This is a genomic window from Aeromonas sp. TECH754 (assembly GCF_056279295.1).
Window position 1 is genome coordinate 968,576 of the sequence record NZ_JBWBRA010000001.1, and the last position, 19,142, is coordinate 987,717.

The following is a 19,142-nucleotide window of genomic DNA, read 5'->3' on the forward strand; positions in this document are numbered from 1 at the left end:
GCTATGGTGCTCTTAATTAGCCGTTTGGATGGCTAGATGGTTGCGGTGTTCGTCTTCGACGGGACACCCAATCGACCCACCGTTTTGATCATGTTTACAGGGAGTTCCTATGCAGCGTCGTTCCTTCGTCACCCTCTCCGCCCTGGCCCTGCTCGCCAGCAGCCTGCCGTTGTCAGCCTTTGCCATCGATGAGGCGAAGAAAGAGATCGTGATAGGCACCACGGTCGGGGACTTCGCCGACATGGTGACCGAGTCCATCAAGCCGCAGCTGGAGGCCAAGGGCTACAAGGTCAAGCTGGTGGAGTTCACCGACTACGTGACCCCCAACATCGCCTTGGCGGACGGTTCCCTCGATGTGAACTGTTTCCAGCACAAGCCTTATCTGGAGAGCTTCGCCAAGGACAGGGGCCTGTCGCTGGCCCCCATCACCCAGGTGCCGACCGGCCCCATGGGACTCTATTCCGGCAAGCTGGCGGAGCTGAAGGCGCTTAAGGAAGGGAGCACGGTCGCCATCCCGAACGACCCGACCAACCAGGCACGGGCGCTGCTGATGCTGCAGGATCTGGGCTGGCTGACCCTCAAAGAGGGGATCAACCCGCTCAAGGCGAGCGAGTTTGACGTGGTGGCCAACCCGCACAACATCAAGCTGGTGCTGCTGGAGGCGGCGCAGCTGCCCCGCTCCCGCGAAGACGTGGATTTTTCCGTCATCAACGGCAATTTCGCCGCCTCCAGCGGCATCCCGTTCAGCACCGGGCTCTTCCTCGAGCGCAGCTACGACTTCATCAACTGGGTGGTGGTGAAGAGTGATGACGCCGCCAAACCCTTCGCCAAGGACGTGATCGCCGCCTACAACTCCCCCGAGTTCAAGGCCTACGCCGCCAAGCGCTTCCAGGGTTACAAGTACCCTCAGGGCTGGCAGAGCAAGGGTTGAGCCCGCACGGCGGATAAAACAACGGGCACCTCGGTGCCCGTTTTGCTTGGCGGCGCGCGGGGGCGCTAGTAATGGTGCAACCACCAGCGGGCGGCGAACAGGGCGGTCAGGCTGCCGAGCAGGGCGCTCACCAGCACGTCCAGCGGCCAGTGCATGCCGATCAGGGTGCGTGACAGGGCGATGGCGAGGGCCCAGGCTGGCAGCAGCCAGACCCCGCGCGGGGCGCGGGCCAGCCAGATCAGCCCGAAGAACTGGGCGAGGCTCATGGCGGCGATGCTGTGGCCGGAGGGGAAGGCGTAGTTCACCTCTCTCTGCCAGTGGTTGCCGAGCCACTGGGGCAGCGCCAGCAACTGGCTGGCGGCATGGACCTGCTCGCTGCGCAGCTCCAAGCTCCCGGCATAGAACTGGCGGATGGCGGGGATGAGGTTCTGACCCTCCAGCCAGAGCAGATAGGGGCGCGGCTCCTCGGTCAGCTGCTTGATGAGGCTCTTGATCACCCAGTCCCCCGCCAGCACCGCGAACAGGGCGCCAGCCAGGGCCAGCAGGGCGGATCTCTCCAGCGTCAGCTTGTGTCGGGTCAGCAGCAGCAGGGCGGCGACGGTGACGGCGATGCCGGGCAGGTCCACCAGCCGGGTGAGGGCATAGGGCCACCACAGCCAGCCCGATTGCAGGGAATGCTGCATGAAGGGCTGCCAGGGCAGGCAGGCCAGCAGCACCAGCGGCAGGATCAGGGCGGCGCTGAAACCCAGCACCTGACGGCGCGGCAATGAAGAGGGTGGCGTTGTCATGATGAGGCTCGTAACGGGGCGGCCGTCGGCCGCTAAAAAAGAGGCGCCATTGTGCCAGCCAGGGCTCGGTGGTCAAGTTGCGAGGAGGGATCTCAACATGCGGTTACATATTGGCGCCTGCCGTCGTGGCTGTGAGGGGAAATCCCTGGACGGAGTCTGAGGCGCTTTATGTCAGGTTGGATGTGGCCGCTCTCGCCCTTGGACCATGAGAATAAGCATCTGAAACTCGAGGCGCTTTGCGCTAGAATGGCGCCCCTGTGGCCGGTTGTGACCCTCAAGCTCATAAGAGAAACTGATGAAAATCGTCGTTGATGAAAATATGCCCCATGCCCGGGAGCTGTTTGCCGAGTTTGGCGAGGTGGTGCCGCTGCCCGGACGGCAGATCTCGGCGGCGGATCTGCAGGATGCCGACGTGCTGCTGGTGCGATCCGTGACCCGGGTCGATGCCGAGCTGCTCGCCAGCTGCCCGAGGCTCGCGTTCGTCGGCACCGCCACCATAGGCACGGATCACATCGACAAGGCGTTGCTGGCGGCGCGGGGCATTCCCTTCTTCAGCGCCCCCGGTTGCAACAAGTATTCGGTCGGCGATTATGTGCTCTCGGCCCTGCTGGTGCTGGCGGAGCGCCATGAGCTCAATTTGAGCGAGATGAGCCTCGCGGTCATCGGTGCGGGCAACACCGGCGAGTGCGTGGCGGGCAAGGCCGAGGCGCTCGGCATGCGGGTGCTGCGCTGCGATCCGCCGCGGGCCCGCACCGAGTGCGAGGCCGGTTTTGTGGATTACCAGACGGCACTCGGTGCCGATATTGTCAGCTTCCACGTGCCGCTGACCCGTACCGGCCCTGACGCCACCTTCCACCTGTTGGGGGCGAGCGACATCGCCGCCCGACCTGCCGGACAGATCTTCATCAACGCCTCCCGGGGCGAGGTGTGGGACAACCAGGCCCTGCTCGCCCGCCAGCAGCGCGATGCGCCGCTGCGGCTGGTGATGGACGTCTGGGAAGGGGAGCCAGATCCGCTGCGCGCCCTGGTGCCTCACACCGAGCTCGCTACCCCGCACATCGCGGGCTACAGCCTGGAAGGCAAGGCGCGTGGCACCTGGATGTTGTATCAGGCGCTCTGCCAGCAACTGGATCGCACGCCGCGCCAGGATCTGCAAGCCTTGCTGCCCGCCCCCGAGGTGCGCGAGTTGACGCCGGGTCAGGCCAGCGATCAGGCGCTCATCAAGCAGCTGGTCCACCTCATCTATGACGTGCGTCGGGACGACGCCCGTTTTCGCAACCGGATAGCCGAGCCCGGCAGCTTCGATGAGCAGCGCAAGCACTACCCGGAGCGGCGCGAGCTATCCTCCTTGCTGGTGTGCGGCCCCTTCGCCGGCGAGACCCTGGCCCGGCTTGGATTCGGCATCCGGCCAAGTTGATTTGGTCATGTCAGCATTATTGACAGAGGGGATGGGCCAGCGGTCCGTCCCCGTCTGGCTCGGCGTCATGCCGGGCCCGTTATCAGGCAGGTCAGCCTGCCCACGGTGACGCCCGTCGTCACCGTCATCATCACAGGAGAGAACAGCAGTGAGTCAACAATTCAACGTAGCGGTATTGGGCGCGAGCGGCGCCGTGGGTCAGGCCATGATCGAAATTCTGGAGGAGCGCGCCTTCCCGGTGGGCACCCTCTATCCATTGGCCTCCAGCCGCAGCGCCGGCGATACGGTGCGCTTTGGCAGCAAGAACGTCGAGATCCTGGACGTGGAGGAGTTTGACTGGAGCCAGGTGCAGATCGCGCTCTTCTCCGCCGGCGCCGAGGTCTCCGCCAAGTGGGCGCCGATCGCCGCCGAGCACGGCTGCATCGTCATCGACAACACCTCCTGCTTCCGTTATGACGAGGATATCCCCCTGGTGATCCCGGAAGTGAACCCGGACGCGCTGGCGGATTTTCGCAATCGCAACATCATCGCCAACCCGAACTGCTCCACCATTCAGATGCTGGTGGCCCTCAAGCCCCTGCAAGATGAGGTGGGCATCGCCCGCATCAACGTGGCGACCTACCAGTCCGTCTCCGGCTCCGGCAAGGAAGGGGTGAGCGAGCTGGCGGGCCAGACGGCGCATCTGCTCAACGGCCGTCCGGCGGAGCCGAGTCTCTACCCGCAGCAGATCGCCTTCAACCTCATTCCGCAGATCGACAGCTTCACCGACAACGGCTACACCCGCGAAGAGATGAAGATGGTGTGGGAGACCCAGAAAATTCTGGGGGATGCCAGCATCGCCGTGAACCCGACCTGCGTGCGGGTGCCGGTGTTCTACGGCCACGCCGAGGCGGTGCACGTCGAGCTGCACCAGCCGCTGGATGCCGAGCAGGTCAAGGCGCTGCTGCGCAACGCCCCGGGCGTCACCCTGTTCGATGACGATGGCGACTACCCGACCCCGGTGCGCGACGCCACCGGCAAGGACGAGGTGCTGGTTGGCCGGGTACGCCAGGATATTTCTCACCCGAGTGGTATCAATATGTGGATCGTGGCCGATAACGTTCGTAAGGGCGCGGCAACCAACAGCGTGCAGATCGCCGAACTGCTGGTGCGCGACTACCTCTAAGCCGGGGGTGGCGGCCGGTGGCGGGGAAGGAGCCTCGCCCCGAGCCAGCGTTTCCAGATGTGACCAGACACGCAGTCTCCGGTGTTGAGAATGTTGCGTGAGATCAGTCGATTAAGTTTTTTTCTACACTCTGTCCGGTAGGCGGACCCGCATTGGGGCGACGCCAGGCACGAGTTGCACGCTAAATATGTCGGATCGCTGGCTTGAGACTGGCGCCTGATTTATATTGAGCCGATTGTTTTGGGGTAACTATCCAGATTTTTCAATGTGATAGGGCCATCATCCGAAGGAACGAATATGGGACATTCCCGCATAACGCTGGCAATACTATTCGCATTGGGTCTTCTGGGCACGGTTCAGGCCGACGAGGCGGGGCGCGAGCCTTTCTTTGTCGAACTCAAGGGCCCGGATGGTGCGCCGCCGGTCGTGCAACCTCAGACGCAGCCGCAAGTACAGCCTCAGGCACAGCCGTTGCCCAAGGCGCAGCCCATCGTCCGTCAGGTCGCTCCCGCCCAGGCGGGCAGTTATGGCCCCGTCCGTCCCACCGACACTCTCTGGAGCCTGGCGAGCAAGCATAGGCCCTCCAGTCGGGTCAGCGTCTACCAGACCATGGTGGCGATCTACGACAAGAATCCCCGCAGTTTTGCCGATGGCAACATCAACCACATCCTGGTGGGATCCCACATTCTGCTGCCAAGCGCCGCCGAAGCCAGCCGCATCACCGATGCCGAGGCTCGCCGCCGCTTCAACAGCGACAACGCCAGCTGGAAGGGGCTGAGTCCCAAATACCTGGCCAGCAAACATGCCCAGCCTGCCAAGCCGGTCGAGACCAGGGTCGCCACCGCGCCCAAGGCGGCCCCATTGCCTGCGGCTGCGCCCAAGGTCGGCACGCCGCCAGTGGCGAGCGAAGTGAAGGCGCAGGTCAAGACGGTCGAGTCAGCCCCGAGTGCGGCGGTCGTGACCAGTGCGGCCGTGGCCAGCGCGCCGGCCCCTCTGCCTGCGGATGTCGCGGCTCCGGTCGGCAAGCCCTCCACCGAGATGGCGCTGGCGCTGGAAGATGCCAATGCCCAGCTCGGTCAGGTCACCGAGATGAACCACAGGCTCAAGCTGCGGTTGCAATCCCTGACCGAAGAGGTGGAGACCCTCAAGGCCCAGTTGCTGGATCAGACCGCGCTGGAGAAAGAGGTGGCCGAGCTCAAGGCCAAGCCGGTCCCGCCGGTGGTGGCCCCGGTGCACAAGCAGAACTGGCTGATGGACCTGCTCTCCTCGCCGCTCAACCTCGCCATGATCATCCTGCTGCCCGTGCTGCTGGTATTGGCGCTGGTGACGCTCTGGTTGCGGGCCCGTGCCCGCCGTGAGCTGGAAGAGCAGGAGAAGAGCCTGTCCGAATCCACCGCCATGGTGATGGGGGAGGAGAGCAGCGAGTTTGATCAGCTGATGACGGTCGGCATCGCCGACGATGAACCCATGCACCCCATGCCGGATCTCAATGGACCGGATGGTGCTGCGGCATTCAACGAGTCCAACGACGTCATCTTCAGCGACGATGGGGATCTGGCGCTGTCCGCCTTCGACATCGAGCCGGCGGTGGCCACCGCCAACCGTGATCCGGATCTGGTGCCCGAGCTCGACCTGGCCCATGAGGACGACTTCGATACCCCCAAGCCCAGGCATGATCCGGCCGACGATCTGCTGAGTGAGGAGGAGCTGCAAGCCGCCCTGTTTGCCGAGCTGGATGCGGATCTGGACACGGATCTGGACACGGATCTGGCCCAGGACCAGCTGTCGACGGCCAGCGCTCGTCGCCGTGACGAGGAGCTTGCCAACTTCGATCTGAGTGATTTCGGCACCGCCTTCGACGAGCCGGTCGCCGATCCGGCGCCGACGGCAAAGAGTGATGCGGCCGATTACGGCAAGAGCGACGTAGACGACATGCTGGCCGAGCTCGGCCTCGAGCCCACCCAGGCCACGTCGACGGCGCCCGCCTGGGATCCCAACGAGCTGGCTCTCGCCGATTTCGAGGATGCCTTCACCGAGGTGGAGTTGCATCCGGGCGAGGTGAAGCCCCGCGAGCAGGTGCAGGCGAACGACTACGTGGAGATCGACAAGCTGCTGGCCGAGGCCAACGCCAGCAACCCGGAGCAGGAGCCTTATCAGGGCTTCTCCCTTGACGTGGGGCTGGACGGCTTCCCCGAGGTGTTGCCCCAGTCCACCGGGTTTGACGTGGATGCCGACGATGGCGGGGTCGGGGCCAAGCTGGATCTGGCTCGCGCCTACCTCGAGATCGACGACAAGGAGAGCGCCCGCGAGCTGCTGCAAGAAGCCGCGGCCCAGGGCAGCGAGCACCAGCGCACCGAGGCGCAGAGGCTGCTCAAGCGGCTGGGTTGATGGCCAGAGTGGTGTGAGATAGCCAGAGATAAGGGCAGCCAGTGGCTGCCCTTTCTCATGATGAGTCGGCGCCGTGGTGAACCCGGTCAGGGCGAGAGCTGCGCGATTTGGGATTTTTTGACGCAAGCGGGTATAATCCGCCCCGTTTCTTTCACCGTTTCCTGATAAGACAAATGTCCTCCATGCGAATTGCCCTAGGTATTGAATATGACGGCAGCCGGTATTTCGGCTGGCAGCGTCAGCGAGAAGTGATCAGCGTACAGGCCGAGCTGGAGACTGCCCTCAGCCGCATCGCCAACCACCCGATCTCCATCCAGTGCGCCGGTCGCACCGATGCCGGGGTTCACGCCACCGGCCAGGTGATCCATTTCGATACCCACGCGAACCGCGCCGAAGGGGCCTGGACCCTGGGACTAAACTCCAATCTGCCGCCGGACATCGCCGTGCGCTGGGTCAAGCAGGTGGACGAGCACTTCCACGCCCGCTTCAGCGCCACCGCCCGTCGCTACCGTTATGTCATCTACAACCACAACTACCGCCCCGCCATCCTCGGCAGCGGCGTCAGCCACTACCACGAGACCATCGATGCGACCCTGATGCACCAGGCGGGCCAGAGCCTGCTCGGGGAGCATGACTTCAGCACCTTCAGGGCCATCGCCTGCCAGTCCAACACCCCCTGGCGCAACATTACCCACCTGTGCGTCAGCCGGCAGGGGCCCTATATCGTGCTGGATATCCGTGCCAACGCCTTCTTGCACCACATGGTGCGCAACATCACCGGCTCCCTGCTGCTGGTGGGGCAGGGCCTCAAACCGGTGGAGTGGATTGCCGAGGTGCTGGCGGCCAAGGATCGCAATCTGGCCGGGCCGACCGCCAAGGCTGGCGGCCTCTATCTGGTGGACGTGGATTACCCGGCCGAGTTCGCCCTGCCGCAGTTGCCGCTCGGCCCGCTCTGGCTGCCGGACTCGGCACCGGGTACGACCAGTTTTTAGTAACTGGCCCCGAAAATTTGTGGTTTAATGATCCGTCATTTATTGCCATCGCGCCGTAAGTCATTGAACTACCAAGGCACGATGCGTTTTGTCAGGCACAAAAGCATTAAGGAATTCCATGAGCTGGCTTGAGAAGATCCTTCCCAAGAGCAAGATCACTACACCGCGTCGTCACAACATTCCGGAAGGGGTGTGGACCAAGTGTACCGCTTGCGAACAGGTGCTCTACCGGGCAGAACTGGAGCGCAATCTCGAAGTGTGCCCCAAGTGTGATCATCATATGCGGATCCGCGCCCGCGCCCGCCTCGAGAGCTTCCTCGACGAGCAAGGCCGCAGCGAAGTCGCGGCCGAGCTGGAGCCGCAGGACATCTTGAAATTCAAGGATTCCAAGCGCTACAAGGATCGTTTGTCTGCCGCTCAGAAAGAGACGGGAGAAAAAGATGCGCTGGTGGTGATGAAGGGGACCCTCAAGGGGGTGCCGGTCGTCGCCTGTTCATTCGAGTTCTCCTTCATCGGTGGCTCCATGTCCTCCGTGGTCGGTGCCCGCTTCGTGCGCGCCGTCGAGGAGTGCATCAAGGAAGGTCGCGGCCTGGTCTGCTTCTCCACCTCCGGTGGGGCGCGGATGCAAGAGGCGCTGTTCTCCCTGATGCAGATGGCCAAGACCAGTGCAGCGCTGGACCGGCTCACCAAGGCGGGCCTGCCGTTCATCTCCGTGTTGACCGACCCCACCATGGGTGGCGTCTCCGCCAGTCTGGCCATGCTGGGTGACATCAACGTGGGCGAGCCCAAGGCGCTGATCGGCTTCGCCGGTCCCCGGGTCATCGAGCAAACCGTGCGCGAGAAGCTGCCGGAAGGCTTCCAGCGCTCCGAGTTCCTGCTGGAGAAGGGTGCCATCGATCTCATCATCGACCGGCGCGAGATGCGCAATCGTCTGGCCGGCCTGCTGGCCAAGTTGATGAACACCCAGGTCATCGAAGACTGAACATGAGTTCACACATGCAACAATCCCAAAGCCGGTCGCTGGTCGACTGGCTTTCTTATTTGGAGCAGATCCACCCGGTCAACATCGACATGGGGCTGGATCGGGTCGGGGCCGTCGCCCGGCGCATGGGCCTCACCGAGCTGCCGTTCAAGGTGGTCACGGTGGCGGGCACCAACGGCAAGGGCTCTTCCTGCGCCATGGCCGCCAGTATCCTGATGGCCGCCGGTTACAGGGTGGGGGTCTACTCCTCACCGCACCTGCTGCGTTTCACCGAGCGGGTAAGGGTTGATGGCGCCGAGCTGGCGGACAGCGAGCACTGCGACGCCTTCGCCGCAGTGGAAGCCGCCCGCGCCGAGATAGCGCTGACCTTCTTCGAGTTTGCGACCCTGGCGGGCTTGTGGCTGTTCCGGCGCGCCGCGCCGGACGTGCTGCTGCTGGAAGTGGGGCTGGGCGGTCGGCTCGACGCCACCAACGTGGTGGAGTCCGATGTCGCCATGATCACCTCCATCGCGCTGGATCACTGCGACTGGCTCGGGGATACCCGTGAGGCGGTGGCGGTGGAGAAGGCCGGAGTGTATCGCGCCGGCAAACCCGCCATCAGCGGCGAGCCCAATCCCCCGGCTACCATCGCCAGCGAAGCGCAGCGCCTCGGGGCGCAATTGCGCCAGGTCGGCGTTGATTTCGCCAGCCAGGAGCACGACGGCGGTTGGGATTATCAGGGCCTTCACCACTGGCGCAGTCTGCCTAAACCGGCCTTGCCGCTGATGAACGCGGTGACCGTGCTGGCGGCGCTGGAATCCCTTGGCTTGCCGCTGCCGGAGCACGCCATCCGCCAGGGGCTGGCAGAGGCTCGCCTGGCGGGCCGGATGCAGCGGCTGCAAAGCGAGCCGCTGGTCATCGTCGACGTGGCCCACAATCCCCATTCGGCGGCCTACCTGGCCAGTCAGCTGCGGCTCATCCCCTGCAAGGGAGCGCGCCGCGCCGTGGTGGGCATGCTCAAAGACAAGGACATGGCAGGCTCCCTTGCCGAGCTGAATGGCCTGATCGACGACTGGTATCTTGCCAGCCTTCATGGCCCGCGTGCCGCCACCTCGGCCCAACTGGCGACGGCGCTGGGCAAACAGGGGACGGCCACTGAGTGTGAGTCGGTCGACGAGGCTTATCAGGCTGCACTGGCGGCATCGAGTCCTGAGGATATGGTCATTGTCTTCGGCTCGTTTTACACTGTCGCCGACGTGCTGGCGGCGAGTGCCTGAGTCGCCTCTTCGCATCATTGATGTCTGCAAAATTGCAATTGAGTCTAAGTAACATGGGTGGGTATTAACTTGGCTTCGAAGTTTCAAAACAGATTGGTGGGGACCGTTATTCTGGTCGCTCTGGTTGTCATTTTCCTGCCGGATCTGATGGACGGCAACAAGCTGGAGCAAAAGGACGAGGCCTTTGCCAACATCCCGCTGCGCCCCGAGCTTGAGCCAGCCAAGCCTGCGTTGCAGGTCTCGGCCGCCAGCACCCTGCCGGCGGATCACGTCGCCAGCCAGCAGCAGGCGGCGGCAGCCGATCAGTGGCAGGTGGAGGAGATCGGGGGAGCCGTGACGCTGGGTGCCAACCAGAATCAACCCGCGGCCCAGGCACAGCAGCCCGTGATCCAGCCTCAGCCCAAGCCCGAGGTGATAGCCAAGAAACCGGTGGAACAATCCAAGCCAAAACCGGTTCCCCCCAAGCCGGTGGAAGTGAAGAAACCGGTGGAAACCAAGCCGCAGGGAGGCCAGATCAAGTCCATGGACGATCTCATCGCGAGCAAGATGACGACCCCGACCACGCCGGCGCCTGCCGCGGCGGCACCTGCCCAGGGCAGCTGGATCTTGCAACTCGGCGCCTTCAAGAACGCAGACAGTGTCAAGGCGCTGGTGAGCAAGCTGCGGGCGGCGGGCTACTCGGCTCAGACTTCACCGAGAACCCCGGTGCAGGGCCAGATCACCCGGGTCTTCGTCGGACCGGATGTGTCCAAGGCCAAGCTGCAGGGCATGCAGAGCAAAATAAGCCAGATGACCGGGCTCGGCGGATCCGTGGTGGCTTATAACCCCTGATGGTTCAAGCAGATAAAAAAATACCGCGCCTCATTTCACAGATAGGCGCGGTATTTTTTTGGCCCCGGCTCTGGGGCGGGTAGCAAGACTTCGAACCGGTTGTTAGATGCATTTCACCGGTTTGGGCAGGCCGGCTATCTTGGTGGCCTGCTTGGCGGGTCCCTCAGGGAACAACTTGTAGAGATAGCGGCTGTTGCCCTTCTCGGGGCCGTACTGCTTCTCCATCGCCTTGACCAGGGCGCGGATGGCGGGGGAGGTGTTGAACTCCAGATAGAATGCCCGCACGAAGCGCACCACCTCCCAGTGCGGCTCCTCCAGCACTATGCCCTCCTGCTCGGCCAGCACCAGCGCCAACTCCTCGCTCCAGTCCGTGATGTGACGCAGATAGCCCTTCGCATCGGTCTCGATGGTGTGACCATTGAATACCAACGGATGATGTTCAGACTGCGACTCAGACATAAGGGGCTCCTCGCAAAGGGCTATCGGGATTGGGCGGGCATGGTAGCGCCTTGATCCCGCGTGAGCAACCGGCTCTCGTTGGCCAGATTGAGTAACTCGTCCGCCAGCTGGCTGATGAGGTTGAGCTGCTGGGTCAGCATCAGCTGCTCCTCGCTGCTGTCCGGGGCGATGAGCGGGCACTGACCCTCGAGCTGCGCCGGCATTTCCCCCGCCATGTGACCGGCCGCGCTCTCCAGGGTATGGCTGATGTGGCGGCTGATCTCGTCGAGATCGGCGATGGGTTCGAGCTTGTCGCGATGAGCCCCCAGCGCCGAGATGTAGGAGAGCAGGGCGTGATTGCGCCAGGTGAGGGTGAAGCAGAGGTTCAGGAAGCGGCGGCGCTTGCTCGGCTCCACCAGCATGCTCTGCCAGGCCATGGCCAGCTCGCTGTCGGCCAGATGGGCACACTTGCGGGCGACTCTGTAGTCGAGGGATTCATCCCGCTGGCGATGCAGGCTGGCGAGCACCGCCGAGAGATAGCGGGCGTTGGCCGACAGCGAATTGGCGATGAGGCTGGGCAGCCGCTTGTATTGCCAATCCGGCCACAGCCAGGCCACCAGGGCGTAGGAGAGCAGGCAGCCGAGCAGGGTGTCGAGCAGGCGCGGCCCCAGGATGGCGAAGCCGATGCCGTCCAGCAGGTTGAACGCCATCAGCACATAGAGGGTGATGAAGCAGACGGCGGCGCTGTAGTTGCTGCGCACCTGGGTGAAGAACAGGAAGGCGGCGAGCCCCATGATCCCCAGTTGCAGATGTAACTCGGGGAACAGCCAGAGCACGGGCACCCCGATCAGGATGCCGGCGAAGGTACCGAGCATCCGCTGCACCAGCCGGCGGCGGGTGGCGCTGTAACTGGGCTGACAGACGAACAAGACGGTCAGCAGGATCCAGTAACCCTTGTCCAGATGGAAGGCCTGCAAGATGCCATAGCCGACCACCAACCCCAGGGTGAGGCGCAGGGCGTGGCGAAATACCATGGAGTTCGGGGTGAGGTGTTGTCTGAGCTGGGTCAACAGCGGCAGGGGCGCAGGCCTTGCCAGGCTGGGCAGGCTCTGGGGGGGGAGGGCCGGGTTTTGCAGCTCCTCGGCGCTTCCTAGCAGCTGGTTGATGCTGGCCAGATTGCGGCGCAGGAATTTCATCGGCGTCAGCAAGGTTTTGGGGTAGTGCTGCTTGAGATGGGTGAACTCCAGCTGATCGCCGAGGGCCTCCAGGGTCCAGTGGATGCGTTTGTGGTGGACGTAGGGCTTGTGGATCAGGATGGCGTAGCCCAGCTGCTGGCAGGCTTCGGAGAGTTGCAGGAACACCTCCTGGAAGCCGTCGAGGACGATGCCCTGCTTGAGTTCGGCCTCCAGCTTGCTGTAGGGGTAGTGGCTGGAGGTGGCGCGCTCCTGGATCTCCAGCGCCAGCAGATAGAGTCGCAGCAGGCTGGCGAGCTCGGGTGTCGCCTTGTGACGGGTGCTGAGGCGGGCGTTGAGTGCCGTCTTGGTCAGGTTGAGAGCGTTGACCAGATTGATGTTGAGCTGGGCCAGGTTGTGGCGAATGGCCTGGGCGCCGTGCTCGTCGGCCGGGAAGAAGCGGGATTTTTCCAGCAGGTAGCGAGACAGGGCGAAGTAGCTCTGGGCGAGCTGCTCGTGCAGGGTTTTGTAGGGCAGCAGCCAGAGCCAGACGAGGGAGACCAGCCCGTACCAGAGGGCGCCGGCGCCGAGCGCCAGCGGCTGGTAGAACAGATCCGGTGCGTTGGCGGCCCCCAGCATCGTATAGATGGCGATGAGCAGGGCGCCGAAGCTGATGGTGGCGTAGCGCTGGCCGAGCGCCCCCACCATCACGAAGAGGAAGGTCGAGCCGGCGAGCCCCAGGACGAACAGCCAGGGGGTCGGGAAGAGGTACTGCACGCACAGAGAGGCGAACAGAAAGCAGACCAGCGTCATGGCGAGGTTCTTGACCCGGCCCCAGAGGCTGTCATCGGTCTCGGCGATGGCCCCCGCCACTACCCCGAGGGAGAGCAGCACGGTGAGCTGGATGTCCCCTTGCACCAGGGCGAAGGCCAGCAATCCGACAATGGCCAGCAGTACCTTGAGGGCAAAATAGATGTGACTGTCAGACAACAGACGGCGCAGCAGGCCGGAGAAATCCATGGGCATGCTAGATACCATCCTTGAGCGAAGTGAACATCATCTGACGGTCGGTCAGCAGAGCGGAGAAAACCATGGGCATGGTATAGGCACAACCCTTGAGCGAATCGAAAGCGAAAGGATACTCTGTCGGTCACGAAAGAGCCCTGATCCAAATCAGGGCCCCGGTGTTCATGCATCAGGTTGCACACCGGGTCGCCTCCACCCTAGCAGGGTGAGCGGCCAATAAAAACCCCGCCGTAGCGGGGTTTTCTTCATCAGAGGCAACGCTTAGTTGCGGTTGCCACCGAGCAGGCTCAGCAGACTCAGGAAGATGTTGTAGATGGAGACATACAAGGTCACGGTCGCGGAGATGTAGTTGGTCTCGCCGCCCCGGATGATCTGCTGGGTGGTCAGCAAGATGGCACCGGAGGAGAACAGCATGAACATGGCGGACAGCGCCAGGCTCAGGGCACTCATCTGCAGGAAGATGTTGGCAACCATGGCCACCAGCAGTACCCAGAACCCGACAAACAGCATGCCGCCGATGAAGGAGAGGTCACGCTTGGTGGTCAGGGCATAGGCCGACAGACCGAAGAAGGTCAGCGCGGTGCCGCCGAGGGCGGTCATCACAATCTCGCCACCACCATTGTTCATGTACATGTTGATGATGGGGCCCAGGCTGTAGCCGAGCAGACCGGTCAGGGCGAAGGTGAACACCAGCCCCATGCCGTTATCGCGGTTCTTCTGGGTCAGGAACATCAACCCGTATACGCCGATGAGGAACACGGCCCAGTGCAGGGGCGGCATGTTCATCACGGTGGCAACCCCGGCCACCACGGCAGAGAAGCCAAGAGTGAGGGAAAGCAGCATATAGGTGTTGCGCAGCACCTTGTTGGTGTCACGCACGGCACTCTGGGTGCCAGTGTAGATAGAACGGGTATCCATCTTGATGTCCTCTTGATTTCCGGGTTGAGGCGGCACATTCCGCTTCGTTAACGCATTGTATGCACTGAATGTAAGGATGACGAGCGCTGATTTCAAGCGGCCCTCCAACCAGTTGTACCCTATTGTTCCAGAACAAATATGTATTGCATATGAACAAGGGCTTGACGTAGTATGCCCGCCGTTCGGAGGGGTGGCAGAGCGGCTGAATGCACCGGTCTTGAAAACCGGCGATGGGCGACCATCCGTGGGTTCAAATCCCACCTCCTCCGCCATATATATAGCCCAACTGATTGATTCGGTTGGGCTTTTTTGTTTCTGCGATTTTTGGTGTGCCACTGGGTATGCCATTTGATGTTGGCTGTAGTGCTATCTCGTTGAATCGTTTTGGACTGTCTCGCCGATGCGCTACCCACGGATGATGCAAGGCGCGTTGCTACATTCGAGTCCTTTGTTGCCCCTTGGCGCTGTGTGTGGCTCCCTCTCCCATCGCAGGATAAATCGCTATGTAGACATAGCCGTGACTACCAAGGCTATCGGCTTCACAGGTGAACCAGTCGTGCTGGAGGGTGGTACGCTGCTGGCGTCGGGCATCGAGCTCACTGGTCAGCAGTCTGCCCTCCAGTTCCTTGATGATGGTCGGGAAGGCAGCTTCAAGCCGATCGATCGCCACCTCCTTCCATTCGCCAATCAATGAGGCTCGGTCTGACAGAAAGTGCAGCCGATGATGCTCCTGAATGAGACGAGCCCCAAAGCGTGGTGTAACGGTATGGGGCAAGCCCCACTGCGCAAAGATCCGGGTAGGCTGGTATGGTGCTTCAGGTTGTTGGCCATGGGTGTTGCTAGTCGTCGTGGTCATGATTAACGATACCTAAGTTGAATGTCGATGCGGGTGCCGGGCACGTTGTGGCGCTGGCGTAGTCTGGTTAGATGCTCTGGAAGCTCGGCTAGGTTGACCAGTCGCCCCCGGTAGAGCCGGGAGAGATTGATGTAGTCGGGATGGCGCACGGTGATGGTCACCTGATGCCTTGGATGCCATCGGCCAAACAGGCGGGCTTTGGCCTCTTTGATGGAGGTGATGCCGGGGGCGGATAACGTCTGGCGGTTGCGCAGATGCAGTTTGTTGAGTTCGGGGGCATAGTGATGCACCTCGAGCCCGGTGATAAGACGGGTCATGTTCGGTGACTCCAATGATGCCAAGGGCCAGCCTGTGAGGGCTGGCCTTTATGCTGTTTGTGGATGAGCGAGGTTAGGTGGTCGTGGCTGTTGGTGCCGAGGCTGCAGAAAGCTGCCGGGCCGCAGTGACAGGCGCAGTGGCTAGTCGTTGTAAAACAGATGTAGCTCACCCCAGCCTGCGTTGCGGCTGCGAGCAAGGGCTGTAGCGTTGGCGGGTAGGCATCGAGCTCCAAGGCCAGGTTCAACATATATTCGTAGGCGGAGCCATCCTTCACGCCGACATGTTCATGGGAGGCCATACGCTTGACTCATTGCCATTCAGGTACCTGGTCTGCGTCATCGTAATCGCCCACGATGGTGCTCATGGCGACATCCAGCATTTTCATCACCGTATAGCCGACCTGTAGGGCGGGTGTTGTGGGGAGGAGAGGGGTCATCGTATCGTTCCTTGTTGTCTGGGCGGTGCGTATTGTTGATTGATAACAGGCTTGCAATTGAGTCGGTCCAGCAGGTGTAGCGAGCCGTACTGGGCTACCAGTCGGTCTATGGCCATCTGGGCGCAGGCCGCTCTGCTGGGCTTATTCTCAGGTATTGCGTAACGCGCGGTGAGCCAGCCACCGAGCAGGGCGATGCGGTAGCCACTCGGGATGTGGGTGAGCGAGGTACCGATGCCCTTTCCGTGAATGAGGAAAGGCACTGCTTGGCCGCCGATGTCGATATCCATGCGCTGGCCCTTGAGTTCGAAGGTGGTGAGCTCGCTAGTTTGCGGGTGTTTGCCAGGTACCTTGATGGTGATGTTTTTCGCCATCTCACACCTCCGGTTTGGTTACAAAATGGTGGGTCACAACGCCCGCCTCCGGGTCGATGCTGATAAACGCCGGGGCTTGCGGGTGGTACTGGTATATCCGCGCCAGCTCGGCACGAAACGCGTCGAGGTTCGGTGCAATCACATGGTTGGTATCCCCCTCGGCGTAGGTAAAGGTCTCCAGCTTCTCCGTGTTAATCCAGATTCCGAAATACCAGGCATCTTGGTCGGTGTCGTATTGCTGCCAGCCCTGGGCCAGCAGCGTCCGGTCGTAGTAGTAACGGTCAGCCTGATGGCTCCCCCGGTCGATGCGGCAACCCGTTACGGTGAGCTCAAGCGGGATACGCCCTACCTTCAGAGCCTTCTTGACCCGGCGCAGGAGTGTGAGGGCCTTGGTTCGGCTGCGGCCATTACCGAACGGGAGTGGCTGCTTAGCCCGTAATGCCAGGTGGCTCATTATCTTCGGCGCGGTGTTGTGGTGGAGCTGACCAATAGCGGCGGTTATCTGCCGGGTGGATAGAGTTTTGTAATCACGTAAGTCATGCATGGTTGGGCTTCCTTCAAATGCAAACAGCCCCTCGGCGTGAGGGTCTGTTAGAGGTCTTGTGTGTGCTGGTGGCCGTGGCTCAGGTGTGACTACTCCAATCCGGCTTGTCATTACTACCGTGGTTGACGTAGGCCCCGACAATTACCCGTTGCCACTCACCAACCGGCTGACCCGCTGCATTACAGGCGCAGCGAAAGCGGGCGAAGTTAATCTCTCGTGGCAGGTGCTCACGCATATCCCGTGGACTGACAAAGAGCGAGGTTTTGTGCAGCACCGGGTTGGGGGCCACCAGCGGGCCACCAATACGCCGCCCCTCTACATCGTGGGCATAGGCAAAGCCCGGCAGCATCAATTGCTGACTGATGAGCTTGGCAAGCCCTGAGTGAGCACACATGGCCTCCGCTACGGCGGCCTGGCTAAAGCTGTCATTGAACTCAATCATGGGTGTTTCTCCCTTTCTGCTGGTGCACGGTAAGCCGCTGCCAGCAGCGCAAACTGTTCGACCAGATAACTGATACTGATGCCCAGTTCATCACTGACTCCATCCCCGAGATGCTGATGCAGGAGTGCCATGTCATCGGCGATGCGTTGGGCTATCTGGGCGGTTGAGCTCGGATGTGAACTCGTCATCTTCAGAGTGATGGAAAGGTTCATCACATCTCCCCCCAAGGTGCTTGCTCCCACAGTGACAGCCGGGTCAGCACGTCTTGTGCGAGAGCCTGTTGCAACTGCTGTATCACCTTCACCAGCCGGGGAGCCTGCTCAGGGCTCCCGCTCCATTCGCTCGACTGGTACAGGGCGCAGCAGGTGAATTTGTAGAGGGCCATCAGTTCGGCATCGGTGAGTGGTGTCTGGTGGTAACGGTGAGCAGGTTTAAGTGGACTCAGCTTGGTCGAGCGGTGCTGACGTGGTTCCTTGTGGTCCTGCTGACGCCCCAACTGATAGCGATGCCAGACTGCACGGCGGTTGGCGAGCATCATCAGCCGTGCTAACCGGTCAACCCGCCACGTCCAGGTACTGGTCGTGTCTGCTGGCGGTATCCACCAGAGGGTGCGCAGCAACTCAAGGGTGTAGTGCGGTGGCATCTGTGCATTGCAAAAGCGATGCAACTGCACGGCAAAGGCCAGGTAGTCCTGGCGATCGATCATGAAAGCAGACATGGGGATGACTCCTTGAAATGAACAAGGCCACCTGCAGTGAGGTGGCCCTGTGGGTTGTGTCGGGATATCCAGATCATGGTGTTGGACCAGATGATCCGGGTTTGGGGATGTTGGCGGGCTCTGCGTCTGGGTGAGCCGCATCGAACAGGATGGCGTAGAGTGTGGAATCAATGCCATTGACGGCATCGTGGTGCGGGTAATAGGGCGGTGCGTCTCGGGAGCGCTCAAAGTAGTCGCCAAAGCAACTGAGACACTCGCGTATCTCAACGGTAGAACCGTGCAGCAAGGTCTCTTCAAGCTGCCTGGCATAAACCGGGTCATCACGAGCCTTGGTGACTGCTTGCTCCAACAACGCCAAGGCCCCTTGGTTGCTGGCGGCTGTCAGGCCATGGCGCAGCTTGGCCAAGGTTTTCTCCAGGGAATAGGGGTTAGGTAATCGCATCGTGTTGTCCCTTCTTAGGTGGGCTAATGGCGTAGCTGATGCAGCAGTGCATCAATTGCCCCTATGCGGTCGGCCTGGGTGAGCGGGTAGCCGCTCGGCAGGTGAGCGACGATAGCGGGCTCTGCCTGCATCTCGACGTTATCAGCAAGTCAGCCGCGCAGCTCAATGAGGATGTCGATGGTGGTGAGGTGTGCTTTACCGGGGATGGGGTTCATAGTTGACCTCGTTCAGCCAGCGAGACAACGCCCTCTGCGCCAACTACCAGATGGTCGAGCAGGCGGATATCCACCAGGGCCAATGCCTCTTTGAGGGCCTGGGTAAAGACCCGGTCGGACTGGCTGTGCTCAGGGTCACCGCTCGGGTGATTATGCACAGCGATAAGCGCGCCACTGTTCAGCAGCAAGGCCCTTTTGACCACTTCCCGTGGATAGATGCTGGCGCTGTCCAAGGTGCCGCGAAACAGCTCCTCAAAGGCCAGTACACGATGTTGGGAGTCAAGGAACAGTGCGCCAAACACTTCGTGCTCCCGGTCCTGCAGCAGGGTTTGTAGTCGCTGGGCGGCCTCTGTGGTGCTGGTGATTGCTGAGCCTTTGGCCAGCCGCTTGCGGGCAATCTGATTGGCGATACGCAGCAGGTCTTGCTCGGTCACCGGTTCGGTAACGACATAGGTGCCTGGGCATTCCCCGGCTTTGAGTTTGTGGTAACGCATGT

At 61.9% G+C, this 19,142-nt stretch carries 23 protein-coding genes and 1 tRNA gene; 10 read left to right on the forward strand and 14 right to left on the reverse strand.

Features of this window, described 5'->3' with window-relative positions; all coding sequences use genetic code 11:
* Positions 1-109 precede the first annotated feature (109 nt).
* Complete coding sequence (locus tag ACZ9IL_RS04205) at positions 110-931, forward strand: MetQ/NlpA family ABC transporter substrate-binding protein (RefSeq protein ID WP_476002376.1); 822 nt, start codon at positions 110-112, stop codon at positions 929-931.
* A gap of 65 nt (positions 932-996) precedes the next feature.
* Here the strand turns inward: ACZ9IL_RS04205 and ACZ9IL_RS04210 are convergent, their stop codons facing one another.
* On the reverse strand, positions 997-1,719 hold the full coding sequence (locus ACZ9IL_RS04210) for a phosphatase PAP2 family protein (RefSeq protein WP_476002377.1): 723 nt from the start codon (positions 1,717-1,719) through the stop codon (positions 997-999).
* Positions 1,720-2,014: 295 nt separating this feature from the next.
* Here ACZ9IL_RS04210 and ACZ9IL_RS04215 point away from each other — a divergent pair, with 295 nt between their 5' ends.
* The 7 genes from ACZ9IL_RS04215 (at position 2,015) to dedD (ending at position 10,750) form a co-directional block, all read left to right on the forward strand.
* Complete coding sequence (locus ACZ9IL_RS04215; RefSeq protein WP_476002378.1) at positions 2,015-3,136, forward strand: 4-phosphoerythronate dehydrogenase; 1,122 nt, start codon at positions 2,015-2,017, stop codon at positions 3,134-3,136.
* A gap of 148 nt (positions 3,137-3,284) precedes the next feature.
* Entirely contained in the window at positions 3,285-4,301 is a 1,017-nt protein-coding gene (locus ACZ9IL_RS04220; protein ID WP_476002379.1) for an aspartate-semialdehyde dehydrogenase, read from the forward strand.
* A 297-nt stretch (positions 4,302-4,598) separates the two neighbouring features.
* Positions 4,599-6,689 carry a FimV/HubP family polar landmark protein gene (locus ACZ9IL_RS04225; protein ID WP_476002380.1) on the forward strand — a complete coding sequence of 697 codons (2,091 nt, stop codon included), beginning with the start codon at positions 4,599-4,601 and terminating at the stop codon, positions 6,687-6,689.
* A gap of 182 nt (positions 6,690-6,871) precedes the next feature.
* A complete protein-coding gene (gene truA, locus ACZ9IL_RS04230) occupies positions 6,872-7,681 on the forward strand; it encodes a tRNA pseudouridine(38-40) synthase TruA (RefSeq protein WP_476002381.1) in 810 nt (269 codons plus the stop codon).
* A 118-nt stretch (positions 7,682-7,799) separates the two neighbouring features.
* On the forward strand, positions 7,800-8,663 hold the full coding sequence (gene accD / locus ACZ9IL_RS04235; RefSeq protein ID WP_476002382.1) for an acetyl-CoA carboxylase, carboxyltransferase subunit beta: 864 nt from the start codon (positions 7,800-7,802) through the stop codon (positions 8,661-8,663).
* 2 nt (positions 8,664-8,665) lie between these two features.
* Complete coding sequence (folC, locus tag ACZ9IL_RS04240) at positions 8,666-9,919, forward strand: bifunctional tetrahydrofolate synthase/dihydrofolate synthase (protein ID WP_476002383.1); 1,254 nt, start codon at positions 8,666-8,668, stop codon at positions 9,917-9,919.
* 69 nt (positions 9,920-9,988) lie between these two features.
* Positions 9,989-10,750: a cell division protein DedD gene (dedD, locus tag ACZ9IL_RS04245; RefSeq protein ID WP_476002384.1), complete on the forward strand. Its 762-nt coding sequence runs from the start codon at positions 9,989-9,991 to the stop codon at positions 10,748-10,750.
* 102 nt (positions 10,751-10,852) lie between these two features.
* Here dedD and ACZ9IL_RS04250 read toward each other — a convergent pair whose 3' ends face one another.
* The 3 genes from ACZ9IL_RS04250 to ACZ9IL_RS04260 all read right to left on the reverse strand — a co-directional run bounded on the left by ACZ9IL_RS04250 (position 10,853) and on the right by ACZ9IL_RS04260 (position 14,304).
* The gene (locus ACZ9IL_RS04250; protein WP_476002385.1) at positions 10,853-11,209 is read right to left on the reverse strand and encodes a TusE/DsrC/DsvC family sulfur relay protein; all 357 of its coding nucleotides are present in this window, start codon (positions 11,207-11,209) and stop codon (positions 10,853-10,855) included.
* Between the two features lie 20 nt (positions 11,210-11,229).
* Positions 11,230-13,386 (reverse strand): YccS family putative transporter, encoded by a 2,157-nt coding sequence (gene yccS, locus ACZ9IL_RS04255; protein WP_476002386.1) that lies wholly within the window; start codon positions 13,384-13,386, stop codon positions 11,230-11,232.
* A 261-nt stretch (positions 13,387-13,647) separates the two neighbouring features.
* Positions 13,648-14,304, reverse strand: a complete 657-nt coding sequence (locus ACZ9IL_RS04260; RefSeq protein WP_241343815.1) for a Bax inhibitor-1/YccA family protein — start codon at positions 14,302-14,304, stop codon at positions 13,648-13,650.
* A gap of 184 nt (positions 14,305-14,488) precedes the next feature.
* Between ACZ9IL_RS04260 and ACZ9IL_RS04265 the strand changes: the two genes are divergently transcribed.
* Positions 14,489-14,576: transfer RNA gene (locus ACZ9IL_RS04265), tRNA-Ser, on the forward strand.
* A gap of 161 nt (positions 14,577-14,737) precedes the next feature.
* Here the strand turns inward: ACZ9IL_RS04265 and ACZ9IL_RS04270 are convergent.
* The 9 genes from ACZ9IL_RS04270 to ACZ9IL_RS04310 form a co-directional block, all read right to left on the reverse strand.
* Positions 14,738-15,160, reverse strand: coding sequence for a type IV toxin-antitoxin system YeeU family antitoxin (locus ACZ9IL_RS04270; protein WP_476002387.1), 423 nt, complete (start codon positions 15,158-15,160; stop codon positions 14,738-14,740).
* A 2-nt stretch (positions 15,161-15,162) separates the two neighbouring features.
* Positions 15,163-15,477, reverse strand: coding sequence for a hypothetical protein (locus tag ACZ9IL_RS04275; protein ID WP_476002388.1), 315 nt, complete (start codon positions 15,475-15,477; stop codon positions 15,163-15,165).
* A 308-nt stretch (positions 15,478-15,785) separates the two neighbouring features.
* The gene (locus tag ACZ9IL_RS04280; protein ID WP_476002389.1) at positions 15,786-15,914 is read right to left on the reverse strand and encodes a hypothetical protein; all 129 of its coding nucleotides are present in this window, start codon (positions 15,912-15,914) and stop codon (positions 15,786-15,788) included.
* Complete coding sequence (locus tag ACZ9IL_RS04285) at positions 15,911-16,285, reverse strand: hypothetical protein (RefSeq protein WP_476002390.1); 375 nt, start codon at positions 16,283-16,285, stop codon at positions 15,911-15,913. Before ACZ9IL_RS04285 ends, ACZ9IL_RS04280 begins: the two co-directional genes overlap by 4 nt.
* Position 16,286: 1 nt before the next feature.
* Entirely contained in the window at positions 16,287-16,829 is a 543-nt protein-coding gene (locus ACZ9IL_RS04290; protein ID WP_476002391.1) for a hypothetical protein, read from the reverse strand.
* A gap of 79 nt (positions 16,830-16,908) precedes the next feature.
* Positions 16,909-17,271, reverse strand: a complete 363-nt coding sequence (locus ACZ9IL_RS04295) for a hypothetical protein (RefSeq protein WP_113738899.1) — start codon at positions 17,269-17,271, stop codon at positions 16,909-16,911.
* On the reverse strand, positions 17,268-17,483 hold the full coding sequence (locus tag ACZ9IL_RS04300) for a hypothetical protein (protein WP_476002392.1): 216 nt from the start codon (positions 17,481-17,483) through the stop codon (positions 17,268-17,270). The genes ACZ9IL_RS04295 and ACZ9IL_RS04300 overlap by 4 nt, the downstream gene beginning before the upstream one ends.
* Positions 17,483-17,989 carry a hypothetical protein gene (locus ACZ9IL_RS04305; RefSeq protein WP_476002393.1) on the reverse strand — a complete coding sequence of 169 codons (507 nt, stop codon included), beginning with the start codon at positions 17,987-17,989 and terminating at the stop codon, positions 17,483-17,485. The genes ACZ9IL_RS04300 and ACZ9IL_RS04305 overlap by 1 nt, the downstream gene beginning before the upstream one ends.
* Before the next feature lie 73 nt (positions 17,990-18,062).
* The gene (locus tag ACZ9IL_RS04310) at positions 18,063-18,395 is read right to left on the reverse strand and encodes a hypothetical protein (protein WP_476002394.1); all 333 of its coding nucleotides are present in this window, start codon (positions 18,393-18,395) and stop codon (positions 18,063-18,065) included.
* A 74-nt stretch (positions 18,396-18,469) separates the two neighbouring features.
* On the opposite strand from ACZ9IL_RS04310, the gene ACZ9IL_RS04315 reads away from it, so the two are divergent.
* The gene (locus ACZ9IL_RS04315; RefSeq protein WP_476002395.1) at positions 18,470-18,652 is read left to right on the forward strand and encodes a hypothetical protein; all 183 of its coding nucleotides are present in this window, start codon (positions 18,470-18,472) and stop codon (positions 18,650-18,652) included.
* Here ACZ9IL_RS04315 and radC read toward each other — a convergent pair.
* Entirely contained in the window at positions 18,643-19,140 is a 498-nt protein-coding gene (radC, locus tag ACZ9IL_RS04320) for a RadC family protein (protein WP_476002396.1), read from the reverse strand. The two genes, ACZ9IL_RS04315 and radC, sit on opposite strands and share 10 nt — an antisense overlap.
* Between the last annotated feature and the right edge of the window lie 2 nt (positions 19,141-19,142).